The sequence below is a fragment of the Chryseotalea sp. genome (assembly GCF_057350905.1).
The window spans coordinates 50127-64348 of sequence record NZ_JBMRCF010000003.1 but is presented as its reverse complement, the minus strand read 5'-3'; the positions used below and the strand labels follow the sequence as shown (position 1 = coordinate 64348).

Annotated in this window: 6 protein-coding genes; 2 read left to right on the top strand and 4 right to left on the bottom strand. The window is 41.5% G+C overall.

All coding sequences use genetic code 11. The features are described from left to right. Window positions 1-2: 2 nt before the first annotated feature. A complete protein-coding gene (locus ACO1XM_RS06035) occupies window positions 3-3230 on the bottom strand; it encodes a UvrD-helicase domain-containing protein (RefSeq protein WP_486226880.1) in 3228 nt (1075 codons plus the stop codon). 97 nt (window positions 3231-3327) lie between these two features. Between ACO1XM_RS06035 and ACO1XM_RS06030 the strand changes: the two genes are divergently transcribed. Beyond that, entirely contained in the window at window positions 3328-5607 is a 2280-nt protein-coding gene (locus ACO1XM_RS06030) for a patatin-like phospholipase family protein (RefSeq protein ID WP_486226878.1), read from the top strand. A 139-nt stretch (window positions 5608-5746) separates the two neighbouring features. On the opposite strand, the gene hrpB is transcribed toward ACO1XM_RS06030, so the two are convergent. Further along, on the bottom strand, window positions 5747-8224 hold the full coding sequence (hrpB, locus tag ACO1XM_RS06025; RefSeq protein ID WP_486226876.1) for an ATP-dependent helicase HrpB: 2478 nt from the start codon (window positions 8222-8224) through the stop codon (window positions 5747-5749). A gap of 203 nt (window positions 8225-8427) precedes the next feature. Next, window positions 8428-9021 (bottom strand): porin family protein, encoded by a 594-nt coding sequence (locus tag ACO1XM_RS06020; RefSeq protein ID WP_486226874.1) that lies wholly within the window; start codon window positions 9019-9021, stop codon window positions 8428-8430. 224 nt (window positions 9022-9245) lie between these two features. On the opposite strand from ACO1XM_RS06020, the gene ACO1XM_RS06015 reads away from it, so the two are divergent. Beyond that, complete coding sequence (locus ACO1XM_RS06015; RefSeq protein ID WP_486227096.1) at window positions 9246-12617, top strand: methylmalonyl-CoA mutase family protein; 3372 nt, start codon at window positions 9246-9248, stop codon at window positions 12615-12617. 152 nt (window positions 12618-12769) lie between these two features. On the opposite strand, the gene ACO1XM_RS06010 is transcribed toward ACO1XM_RS06015, so the two are convergent. After that, the gene (locus tag ACO1XM_RS06010; protein WP_486226872.1) at window positions 12770-14218 is read right to left on the bottom strand and encodes a RagB/SusD family nutrient uptake outer membrane protein; all 1449 of its coding nucleotides are present in this window, start codon (window positions 14216-14218) and stop codon (window positions 12770-12772) included. Window positions 14219-14222 lie beyond the last annotated feature (4 nt).

The window sequence follows — 14222 nt, the reverse complement described above, 5'->3', positions numbered from 1 at the left end:
TCTTATATACCTAAACCCAACTGATTTTGTCCCTTCTTTGATGTTTCTGCTTTTACTGGTATTACTTCACCTGTATTCAAATAGAGTACGAAACCTTCTACTTTCATAAAATTCATGCTGAATAAAATGCGCATATAGGTATGCACTTGTTCCTGATCTTCTTCTCTGGGCTCACCTGTTTTGTAATCAATGACAATGGCCTGATCATTCTTTATCATGATGCGATCAATGCGCACATCGCGACTATTCGGAATTAAAATAGGTGCTTCGGTTTTTACCTCCCAACCTTCATCAAACCATGTCGCTATCTGTGGATTGCTCAATAGTTGATAAAATTGATTTGAGATGGATGTCTGCTCTTCCTGATTAATTAGACCCCGCTGTAAAGCTTGATTAAAAACGTGTTCAGCTTCAGACTTGTATTTAATTTGTGCGAAAAGTGTATGCATGAGCACCCCCTTTTTTCTACTCCCTTCGTCTATGAGCGTATCTGTCTTAAAGGGTGAGTCAGCCGAAAGGCGTAAAGAAAGGCGTTGCCGCCAGGCACTCACCTCATAACTTTCCAGTGAAAGAATATGATCATCCTTAGGAGCAGTACTTGTTTTAGCTTTCTCCAGACTGCCTTCTATCCATAGCAAAGATCCTTCATTCCAATGCATGGATAAAATCTCATCAGCAGATAGGGCTTTGAATAAAAGTGCAGCGACTGTTTTTTCTTTTGCACCCTTAGGTTCCGGAGCAAAAATGATCAGCGCCTTTTCTGCCCTCGTAAAAGCTACGTACAAAAGATTTAAATTGTCCAGATAAGATCTCGTCCGTTCTTCTTTGTAGGCTTCTGCAAAAACAGTATCCTCAAGTTTAGAAGCATATTTTACAGGAACAACAATGCTTTTATCATCAATTTCATAATGTGCCCATAAAGTTGGCGCCATCATGGCTTTATGATCGATATCCCAGGAGCAAAAAGGCATGAACACATATTTAAACTGCAAGCCTTTCGATTTATGGATGGTATAAATCTGCATGGCGTCTACATCACCGGACACCTGAATGGATTTTTTCTCTTTATTATCTTCCCACCAATCTAAAAAGGACCGTATATCGTTACGCTCTTGTGTATAAAATTCCAGCACCAGATTTTGAAAGGTATGCAAGTAAACCAACTCACCTTTGAATCTTCCCAAATCAAAAATCTTGATGAGCATTTCAGTGATCTCGAACAAAGGCATTTTCTTCAGTCGCGCCATCTCTTTTGTAAAGGCAACAGGAAGTTTTTTCAGGAATACAGATCTGTCGCCAATAGAGAATACGTTGTGCAAGTCAATATGCTCGTGTTGCAATCTGGCATAATCGTAACTCAATTGTGCCCTGGCAATACTATCCTCTGAATTAATCAGAAACTGTAAAGCACTTACCAATACCGATACCGTTGGCACCGCATCCAATCGCAGTGATTCGCTGGATATTACATCGTAGCGATATGTATTTTTACCCGAAGTGTTTTTATAATTCAGCAGAAACTCAGCTACCTCTACCCCTTCTCTGTTATTTCTAACCAGCAAAGCCATGTCGCGAAGCGGCACGCCAAGGTCTTGCAAATCTTCTATCTGTTTCACCAGTGCCATCAAGGCCTCTTGTTTCCAGGTAGTATCATCTTCGGGCTTTCTGATAAACTGCGCCTTTACATAGCCAACATCTTTCTTGGATGTCAGCTGCGCTACATCCCGATAGGTATCCAACAATAGCGCTTCACCCGTTTCTGCTTTGGCATATTCGGCTATGGCCTTAAAAAAGTTATTATTGAAATTGACAACAATCGGTGCGCTTCTGTAATTACTGGATAACTCTTTTACCTCTACTCGCTCAGACCCGATGTGTTGTTCAACATCTTGTTGTAATAATTGTAAGTCGCCTCCACGCCAACGGTAGATGGATTGTTTAACATCGCCAACTACCATGGCTGGATAACCCTGGTCGAGGCTATTGATGAGAAGAGGTTTGAAGTTACTCCACTGCATGCGTGAAGTATCCTGAAACTCATCGATCAAATAGTTTTTATAGAAGGAACCTACTTTCTCATAGATAAAAGGCGTGTCGCTGTCCTGAATAATGCCCTGTAAAAATTTTGGCGCATCTGCCAGCAACATCATGTTGTTCTCTTCCTTGTATTCACGCAGCTTACGAGACAAATCAGCCAGTAGACCGAAAGCATAAAAATTCGCTAACACAACTTCTGCCGACAAAGCGTCCTGATAATGCTTATCGCGGAAATCAAGCAATGAATTTAAAATGGGTATAAGTGTACTTTCAGCTTTGTCAACAATAGCTTTTGCGAATGCTGAATCTTTTGAGGGCCAGTTTTTCGCCTCTTGATAATCTTTTCTGGGTCTTGTGCCAATTTCCTTTTCTTCAAAATCACTAACGCCATTAAACTTTTCAACTTTTAACAACCAACCATATACACCACCACCTGCATATTTGAAGTCTGGCCTATCCCAGTCATTTTCTTGAATAATTGAAATAGCCTGATTGCAAAACTTATTAGCCGTTGCAGTAAAGCTATGCGTTTTCTTTCTTAGCGAGGTCTGCAGATTTTTAAAAAAATCAGGCGCTGCCGTTGTGCGAAGTAACTCATCCTCAATTGCCCTGAACTCTTCCTTAAAAATTTCTCTGGCGAAATCCAACAGGTTGCTGCGTACATCCCAAGGCCGATCATTTTCTAAATTATCTTTAGCAAACTCAATCAACCACTTGGTCAATTGTTCGTTGCTGCCCAGTTCATCAATGAGTTTATTGATAACTTCTTCCGTTACCTGGTCTTGATCAATCTCCAAGCGATAGTCACCCGACAATCCTGCTTCGCGTGTAAAGGCACGGATTACCTTTTGAAAGAAGGCATCGATGGTATTAATCGCAAATTGGGAGTAATTATGAAGAATATCGGCACGCAATTCATTTGTTCGTTCTTTAAAAGTGAGCGGATCAAGTTTTAACTCCTGCATCAATTCCAAAGCCAATGCATCATTTTTGCCCATCGCATACGCATTCAGGTATTGCAAAATGCGTGTTTTCATTTCCTGTGTAGCCTTATTGGTAAAGGTTACCGCAAGAATATGCTTATAATAATCAGCACGAAAACGCAGCGCCAGACTTAAATAAGCCTTGGCCAGGGTGCGGGTCTTGCCCGAACCAGCTGATGACCGGTAAATCGTAAAGAGTCTATCGCGCATGCAAAGGCAAGAAAAGTATTTTCACGGACAAATACTGACACAATTTACTATTCTAGAGCTTTGGATTCTGTTTAAAATCCATAAATTGATATTGTCTATGAGTTTTATTAATCGTACCCTCTCTGCTTTCTTTTATTCTTTTCCCATACAGTTGTTACTCAACAACTTAAAGCGAAATCATTTTTTACTTCTTTTCTGGGTCGTCCTGGTTGCGATGATTACCGGAAACATCGGCCGGTACATGGGTATACCTTATTTGTTTTTAGATCCTGAATATTTAAACAAAGTCAACTTTACCAGCTTTTTTATTGTGGGCATTACCACTGCTGGCCTCACTACGGCATTTCATATTACTTGCTATATAACCGATGGCCATCGCTTTTCTTTTATCGGAGCCTTACCCAAACCCTTCACTAAGTTTTCACTGAATAACAGTTTGTTGCCAGTCATCTTTCTGGTGCTTTATTTATACGAGATGATTCGGTTTCAGCTGAATAACCAGTACTCCACGCCACAGCAGGTTTTTATTAACATCAGTGGTTTTGTTATAGGTTTTATTTTCATGACTTTAATCTTTGCTGCCTATTTCTGGTTTACTAACAAAGACATTTTTAAATATGTAGTCTGTCGCATTGATGAGAAGATAAAATCCAATGTGCAGGTGACCAGGGCCAGTGCATTGAAAAAATTAGACATTGCCAGAAAAAAGCAAGTGCGTGTTGATAATTATCTGGACTATGATGGCCGATTTAAAAAGACAGATGATACTGCATTCTATGACAAAGCAACTGTACTTCAGGTTTTTGATCAAAATCATTTTAACCTCATTATCATTCAGGCATTCATTTTTGTGTTTGTCCTCATCTTAGGCATTTTTAAAGACTTTGCTGCTTTTCAATTACCGGTAGGTGCCAGCTTCATGATTCTGCTTACCATACTCATGATGATCACCGGAGCCTTCTCTTATTGGTTTGGTGGCTGGTCACTCTCGGCAGGATTAGTCATTTTCCTTTTTATTAATGGATTAACTGGTGCTGGTTTCTTTAATAAAAAGTACCAAGCCTTTGGTCTGGATTACAAAAAAGAGCCTGCACCATATACCATTGATAACCTGCGAATATTAAATGACAGCACCCATATAAAAGCCGACCAACAGTTAACCTTACAAGCCTTACAAAACTGGCGTAATAAATTTCCAGCAGGTCAAAAACCAAAAATGGTTTTTGTTTGTGTGAGCGGTGGTGGTAAGCGGGCCGCATTATGGTCTTTAAACGCACTGCAAACTGCCGATAGCTTAAGCCATGGCGCCTTGTTTAATCATACCATGCTGATAACCGGTGCGTCAGGCGGTTTGATTGGTGCCAGCTATTTCAGGGAATTAAAGTTAAGAGAGAAGCTTCAGGAAAAAATCAATCCTTACCATGCCAGTCACCGTCAGAAAATATCTACAGATAATCTAAACCCACTCATTTTTAGTTTACTGGCGAACGATCTATTTGTTGGCTTTAATAAATTTCAATATGCAGGCATTGAATATACGAGGGATCGCGCTTACACTTTTGAAGACCAGCTAAATCAGATTACCGAGGGACTGATGGATAAACCTGTAAGGGCATATGTTCCCTATGAACTAAACGCCACCATCCCTATGCTTATTCTTACGCCCACAGTTGTAAATGATGGTAGAAAAATTTACATCAGTGCACTTCCTGTTGCTTACATGAACAGCGATTTACTGAATTACGACAATTATAACAATACAAAAATCAGTGGTGTTGATTTCATGACTTTATTTAAAGAGCAGCAGGGGGATAGTTTGCGGTTTTTATCAGCGCTTCGCATGAGTGCCACTTTTCCTTACATCACACCTACAACAACACTTCCCACGGAGCCACCTGTAGAAATGATGGATGCAGGTATCTCTGATAATTTTGGATTGAGTGATGCTATGCGTTTTCTTTATTCCTTTCATGAGTGGATTGAAGAAAATACTTCTGGTGTTGTCATTGTATCTATCAGAGATTCACCCAAGCTCAGCAGTGTAAAAGAAAAAATTGGCCAGACTATTCTCGATAGTTTTTCACAACCCATCAGCAGTGTGTATAACAACTTTGAAAATTTTCAGGATATCACCAGCGACAATCTTTTTGGATACACCAAAACATGGTTTAAGCAACCCATCGATCGCATTGATATTCAGTATCAAGCCGAAACCTATGTGGATATTTTAAATGAAATGGACAGCATACGTCAGACCAATGCACGCGCTTCCCTTAGCTGGCGATTAACGGCACGTGAAAAAGCCGGGGTTGTTGAAAATATTAATACACAAAAGAATAAAGAGGAGATTTTGAAGCTGAGGGAGTTGTTGAAGTAATTTAGATTTTAGATTTTAGATTTTAGAAAATACTTTTCAATTCTAAAAGCAACTTTTATTCTAGTCATCAACATCTATTTTCCAACTATTGAAACTCGAGTCCTTCAACATCCAGCTTTGAACATCGAACCTCGAGTTTCTAGCCTCTACTCCGCTTCACTCCTCTCACCGCTTCCGCTGTCCATGGATCTTCCGGCCAATGGTGTCGGGGATAGCGCATCCTTAATTCTTTTCTAACTTCGTGATAGGTGTTCTGCCAAAAACTTTTTAAGTCCTGCGTTACCTGCACAGGTTTATAGCCAGGAGAAAGTAGGTGCAACATTATCTTATTTCTTCCTTCATTCACAGCAGGTGTTTCTAACAGACCAAACATCTCCTGTAAACGAACTTCCATTACAGGTGGTCTGCCATCAGCGAAGTACTGAAGTTTAATATCAGAACCACTAGGAACACTTAGTCTGGGAGGTGCTAATTCATTTAATTTATTTGATAGTTCCCAAGGCAGTATGCTTTGAAGCATCATTAATAAATCAAGTTTTAACAAATCTGATTTTTTGTAAATGTTGTTTAAGTAAGGCGTGAGCCATTCTGGTAATTTTTCTAATAAAGTTTTTTCCGATACATCCGGCCATGCCTCTAGCTCTCTCCATTGTTTTAAACATAACACACGCGCTTGCCATTGCTCGTGCGTTTCGTCAAAACCCAAGTACTTCAAGCCTTTTGCCTGAATAGTTTCTATCAGAATTTGTTGAGTTTGCTCTGCGGCTGGTTTTGCAGCCGGCTTTTTATCGATGACAACATTACCAATTCTCCATGTTGTAAAGGCTGCCACCATTTCTCGTTCATCATCCCAAATAGCCACTTCTTGTTCCTTTGCCAAAGGCTTCAGCGATTTTTCATCCACCGCTGCGGCCAAAAATATTTTGCCTTCTTTCTGTCCTGCATCTACCTGAGCGATGCACAACCAGGTTTCGCGCATCAAAGGATCATTGGCAGGTAATTTTACCACTCGACCATTGGCCATCTTATATCGCTCGCCATGTTTTTCTAACTGTTGGGCTAAGCGCTCCGGATAAGCCGACAACAACAACTCTCCTAAATGATGATTCAGATTATCTTCATTATACGCTTCTGCTTTTAAAGCCTTACGCCATTGTGCTGATAATTTTTCTATGCGTGTAATAATATTTCTATCAGCAAAATAGCGGTCTCCTTTTCTGAATTTCTGCAGTGCTTCTACACGTAAAGCCACGTCTACACCAGATTCCTTTTGCAAAGGATCTCGTTCCTCCAATACAGCTGCCAGATCACACACCAAGGAAAGCATGGCCTTATGCTTGGGTGTAGTTGTCAACATATGGGCTATGCGCGGATGTGTTGGCAAAGACAACATTTGTCTACCCTGCTGTGTAATTACATTTTTGTCAATAGCACCGAGTTGTTGCAACAATTCTTTCGCCTGACTCCAGGCCCCGATAGGCGGAGAAGTGATCCAGGTTAACTCGTCAATCTCTTTAATGCCCCATTGCATCAACTCCAATACAAGCGATGATAAATCTGCCTCCAGTATTTCTGGTTTACGCTGCTGCACCAGCGCCAGGTTTTCAGCCCACAACCTGTAACACACCCCCGGCCCTAAACGCCCTGCCCTTCCTCTTCGCTGGTCTGCTGAATCTTTTGTAATGCGGATTGTCTCTAATCGCGTTAAGCCACTTCGGATATCAAAACGTGGTACACGTGCATACCCACAATCAATCACCACCTTCACACCTTCAATGGTTAAAGATGTTTCTGCTATAGACGTTGACAATACAATTTTTCTGATGCCCTCGCGATTGGGTAAAAGCGCTTCTTCTTGTTGCTTGTAAGGTAAATCTGCGTATAAGGTATGCAGACGAATATTTAAGTTTAATTGTTCTAAGTCATCAGCTACTCGCTGAATTTCTCCGGCACCGGGAAGAAAAACCAATACATCGCCCTCCTCTTCATTAATTGCTTTTCGAATGGCAGAAACTACACGCTTATTCAACCACTCCTCTTCTTTTTGTGCCAGGTATTGTGTTCTGATAGGAAACTGTTTTCCTTCACTGGTCAGCACAGGCACTTCATTACCCAATACTTTTTTTAATCCTTCTGCATCCAAGGTTGCAGACATGATTAAAATACGCAAATCAGGACGCAAAACATTTTGAACTTGCAAGCATAAAGCAAGTGCCAGGTCGGCTTGCAAACTGCGTTCATGAAATTCATCAAAGATCACTAAGCCAACACCTTCCAAAGCATTATCACTTTGAATCATGCGGGTTAATATCCCTTCTGTTACTACTTCCAGTTTTGTTTGCTGACCTACTTTAGTATCGAAGCGCACGCGATAACCAACCTTCTCCCCTACTTCCTGCTGCTGCATAGAAGCCATGCGTTGTGCCACAGATTTTGCGGCCAGTCTTCGTGGCTCAAGCATGATTATTTTTTGCGCTGCAAGCCAGCCCTCAGCCAATAACTCGAGCGGTACAATGGTTGATTTACCCGCACCGGGAGGCGCTTGTAAAATTACAATCTTGTCAGATTGCAATTTTTCGCGTAAGGCAGGAATAATATCAGCAACCGGATAATTCATGATTGCTGCGAAGAAACAACTACTTTAATTAAAAGAAAAAGAAGCCACCCAAAATTCATTACAGTTTAGCACTGTCATCCCCTTTGTTTAAGTGGATAAGCTAGTCAAGTCCGGAAAGCGTTTACCCTCGTATCAACCCTAAGCCTTCGTGGTACTTTAACTTAGCCCAATGAATCTGAGTGAGCTTCTTTTAACCCCAAGTCTTACTTCAGAAAATTCCAGCCAATTGAAATCAAAAACACCCTGCTTTTGGCTTCGTCACCATTGGTGGCATTATTAATATCCTTTACTCCAATGTTGTAGCGTGCATCCAGGCTTAAGCCAAAAGAGAAATCATAACCGGCACCTGCAGAGACTGCGAAGTCGCTGGACTCATATTGATCTTTAATATCTTGTTTAACTGTGCCGAATACAGTGTTAGCCGTGCGTTCCCCATCCAACAAGAAACCAAATTGGGGTCCTACCTGAAGATTGAGTCCCATCACCGGATAAAACTTTACCATCAGGGGTATGGTTAGATAGGTGAAGTCTTCATTTCCGGTATAACCAGGGCCTGAGAAATCACCACGCTGCGTATACAAAAGTAATTCAGGCTGTATGGCTACTTTATCAAATTTACCTCTTACAAAAATACCAGCATGGTAACCTGTCTTTGAATTATAGCTTGCTTCAGGATCATCAATTTTTATTTCACTTAAATTTAAGCCACCCTTTACACCAAAGGCAGTTTCTTGTGCCATAGCAGAAGTCCCCAAAAACAACAAGCCTACAATCACTATCAAATTCAATTTTCTCATGTTAAGTATGTTTGGTTTCTTATACATACGATCATTTTTGCGGCATAGTCTTGATCCAGGTGGGAATCATCGGTAAATCGCAATATTGGCCTGTAAAATACCCAAATAAGCCCCCTAACCATTGTTAGCTTAATCCTGACCTAATCCGTATTTTTGAGCTTTAAAATTGATATTTCATGAGCACTGCAACCATTAATCCTCCAAAGGCTGACAAAAAAGCAAGCATGGCAGGACATAGCGCCCCGGAACCCTATAAGCCAGTCAATAAAGTGCGCATTGTAACGGCTGCAAGTTTGTTTGATGGGCACGATGCTGCTATCAACATCATGCGCAGGATCATACAATCTACGGGAGTAGAGGTAATCCATTTGGGTCACGATCGCAGTGTGGAAGAAGTAGTGAACACCGCCATACAGGAAGATGCCCAAGCCATTGCGATGACCAGCTACCAAGGCGGTCATAATGAGTATTTTAAATACATGTACGACTTGCTGAAAGAAAAAGGAGCAGGACACATTAAAATATTTGGTGGCGGAGGTGGTGTAATTCTACCTGATGAGATTAAAGAGTTGATGGACTATGGCATCACACGCATCTACTCACCTGACGATGGTCGCTCCATGGGTTTGCAGGGCATGATTAATGACCTGGTGCAACAAAGCGATTATCCAACAGGAGAAAAAATTGACAATGGACAATTGACAACGGACAATCATGTTATGATTGCTCAATTGATCTCTGCTGCTGAGAATTATTTCGATAAGCACAAAGTTGCTTTTGCTGACATTAATAAGAAAGCAGCTAATTCAAAAGCACCAGTTTTAGGTATCACCGGAACAGGGGGTGCCGGTAAATCATCCATGGTAGATGAACTGGTACGCAGATTTCTGGTTGATTTTCAAGATAAAAAGATAGGATTAGTTTCTGTTGATCCATCCAAACGTAAAACAGGCGGTGCTTTATTGGGCGATCGCATTCGCATGAATGCCATTAACAATTCACGTGTGTACATGCGCTCATTGGCCACACGCCAGAGCAATCTTGCTTTATCAGCTTATGTAAAAGAGGCTATTCAGGTGTTGAAAGCAGCCGGTTTCGATCTTATTATTTTAGAAACATCAGGCATCGGACAAAGTGATACGGAGATTCTAGATCACAGCGATGTTTCCTTATATGTGATGACCCCTGAATATGGCGCTGCCACACAGCTCGAAAAAATTGATATGCTCGATTTTGCCGATGTGATTGCCTTAAATAAATTTGACAAGCGTGGTGCTCTCGATGCATTGCGTGATGTAAAAAAACAGTATCAACGCAACCACCAGCTATGGGATAAGAAGCCTGAAGACATGCCAGTATTTGGCACCATTGCTTCGCAGTTTAATGATCCTGGAACGAACCAATTATACAAGCACATCATTGATAAGGTAGTTGAGAAAACAGGTGCCGCCCTGACTTCTACTTTCGCCATTACACGCGAAATGTCGGAGAAGATTTTTGTAATACCACCACACCGTACACGTTACCTCAGTGAAATTTCTGAAAATAACCGCAAGTATGATCAGTGGGTGAATGAACAGGCAGAGGTGGCAGAAAAATTGTATGCCATCAACAAAACATTGCACACGCTTTCTAATGTTGACGATGCCATTATCAAAGTTTTACAAGCAGAGTTTGATCGCGTTAAACTAAACCTTGACCCGAAAAACTGGAAGCTGATTGAAGAGTGGCCAAACGTGATTAAAAAATACAAAGAGCCCCTTTTCAAATTTAAGGTACGCGATAAGGAGATTGGCATTCAAACGCACAGTGAGTCATTATCGCATCAGCAGATTCCGAAAATTGCTCTGCCGAAATATTCAAGCTGGGGCGATTTATTAAAATGGACCCTACAAGAGAACGTTCCTGGTGAATTCCCTTATACAGCCGGTATCTATCCATTCAAACGAGAAGGTGAAGATCCTACGCGTATGTTCGCAGGTGAAGGTGGCCCTGAAAGAACCAACAGACGTTTCCATTATGTCAGTGCTTCGATGCCAGCGAAACGTTTGTCTACTGCCTTTGACTCTGTTACACTCTATGGCAATGACCCTGACTACAGACCTGATATTTATGGTAAGATTGGTAACTCAGGTGTAAGCATTTGCTGTTTAGATGATGCTAAAAAATTATACAGCGGTTTCAATCTGGCTGATCCAAAGACTTCTGTATCCATGACCATCAATGGTCCTGCCCCCATGTTGTTGGGGTACTTCATGAATGCAGCCATTGATCAGCAATGTGAGATTTACATTAAACAGCATGGCTTAGAGAAAGAAGTAAACGAAAAGATTGAAAAGATCTATCAAGCAAAAGGAACTGAACGCCCAAGTTACCAGGGTGCTTTACCAAAAGGAAATGATGGCCTAGGACTCATGCTGCTTGGTGTTACCGGAGATCAGGTGTTGCCCAAGGATGTTTATGAAAAAATAAAAGCAGAAACGCTCACACAAGTACGTGGTACGGTGCAGGCAGATATCTTAAAAGAAGATCAGGCACAGAACACTTGTATCTTCTCTACTGAGTTCGCTTTACGTTTAATGGGCGATGTACAGCAATACTTTATTGATAACAATGTTCGCAATTTCTATTCCGTTTCAATTTCCGGTTATCACATTGCAGAAGCTGGTGCTAATCCTATCACACAATTAGCTTTTACACTAGCTAACGGCTTTACGTATGTGGAGTACTACCTAAGTCGTGGTATGGACATTAATGCTTTTGCGCCAAACCTTTCTTTCTTCTTCAGCAATGGCATTGACCCTGAGTATGCCGTGATTGGTCGCGTAGCCAGGAGGTTGTGGGCAAAAGCCATGAAGAATAAATATGGCGCAGATGCACGGAGTCAGATGTTGAAATACCATATTCAGACTTCTGGTCGTTCCTTACATGCGCAGGAGATTGACTTCAACGACATTCGTACTACGCTACAGGCTTTATACGCGATTTACGACAACTGTAATTCATTACACACCAATGCGTACGATGAGGCCATTACCACGCCTACAGAAGAAAGTGTGCGCAGGGCCATGGCTATACAGCTTATCATCAATAAAGAATTAGGCTTGGCTAAAAATGAAAATCCTTTGCAGGGGTCGTTCATCATAGAAGAGCTTACTGATTTAGTAGAAGAAGCGGTGTTGAGTGAGTTCGATCGTATTACAGAACGTGGGGGCGTATTGGGGGCGATGGAAACCATGTACCAGCGTGGTAAAATTCAAGAGGAGAGTTTGTATTACGAGACACTTAAACACACGGGCGAATTCCCCATCATTGGTGTAAATACATTCCTGAGCAGCAAGGGGTCACCCACTATTATCCCACAGGAAGTAATTCGTGCTACTACAAAAGAGAAAGAGTATCAGATTAAGATGTTAAATATTCTGCATCAATTCCATGGAGAAAAAGCAAATGTATTACTCAATCAAATCCAGGAAGCAGCCGTGCAGAACAAAAATATTTTTGAAGGCTTGATGGAAGCGTGTAAGGTTTGCTCGCTGGGGCAGATTACCAAAGCATTGTTTGAAGTTGGGGGGCAGTATAGGAGGAATATGTAGGGTTGATCAGCGTCTCCAGATCAATAAATTAAGAAAAGCTAATTTCTCTACCTTCATTTTCTTGTGATTGGCAATTCCAGAAAACTCAACAGATTACAAAAAAAGGAGGCTGCCTTATGGGCAGCCTCCTCACTATAGAACTACTGAATTAATTAATAACCGTCATTTTGCCTCATTAATTTATTTGCATTCATTTCAGTAAGTGGAATTGGCAATGCAAATCTAAAATCATTGGCTGGTAACGTTGCTGATGCCGGTGATGGAGCATCTTCTGTATTGCGTGTCACCGCAAAACCTTTACGCTTCAGATCCCAAAAACGGTGACCTTCAAGCGCGAGCTCTTTAAAGCGCTCGTTGAAGATTTCAGTAATCGCCTCATCTCTTGATGTTAAAGTTACATTCACGTAACCAGGGATTCTGTTTGCTCTTAATGCATTCAAATCGCTCTCTGCGCTGTTCGCTCCTGTAATCAGGTTTTGCTCTGCACGCGCCTCAGCTCTGATCAAATACATTTCAGCGGTACGCATTATCTTAGAGTTAGTTACATTCTCTGTAGCCGTTCCGTAAGCTCCACCTGCATACTTTCTAATGATCAAGCCCGGACGGTTCGCATTAGGTCTGTTAGCTGCTGCCAGTGTTGCATCAGTCGTAAAGTAAGCCGCTCTGCGAATATCCGTAGGATCATATGAATCGTATAGTTTATTACTTACAGTCCATACAACAGTTCCAATGTTGGCTGCGCTGGCAGAAGTATTTCTCCACAAGCTACCAGTACGTGCTGTCGCTGTTGTTCTGATTGTTCTGAAAGCAATCTCTGCCGTGTTTGCATCTGTCCAGATACCCGCAAAGTTGGCTGTGGTAGAAAGCCCTAAGCCCGGAGTGTTAATAAAGTTAGTGGCGTATGCTTCAGCCGCTGCCCAATCTCCTGTGTAGAGCGCTACACGTGCGTGTAAACCATTGGCTGATGCCAGGTTGGCCCTGTTAATATCTGCAATTGTTGCAGGTAATAAGGCTTTCGCATCATTGATATCTCTGTTGATTTTCTGAAAGTACTCAGCCATGGTAATTCTGGCCTGAGGTCCCATAGCAGGGCTTTCCATATAAGGCATAGCCAAGCCATCAGCAGAGTATTTGGCACAATAGAAACGGAAAAGTTCGAAGTGTGCGTAAGCCCTTAAGAAAAGAGCTTCACCCTTCAATCTCTTTCTAAGTACATTATCACCAACGCGAAGTGAATCCGCAACATCAACCCTGCCCAATACTCTGTTTACACGGTCAATAATTGTATACTGAGGATTAATAGCCGTATAGGTATCACGAATTGAAACATCCTGAGGTCCGTATAACCATTCATGAACTGTAGCGGCATTGTAAAATTCTCCGGCTGTCTTTACTTCATCAGAGAATACTGCATTTAAAAGCACAGCCATTAAATCACTAACCGCACCATAAGCGCCCATTATTGCTGATTCATTGTTTGCCACGGTCTGTAATGCTACATCCCCTGCAATCAAATCAGTTTCTTTAAACTCCAGATAATCGCTGCATGAGCTTGCCCACAAAGCGGTTATGATCAGGAAAAACGAAAATATCTTCTTCATTACT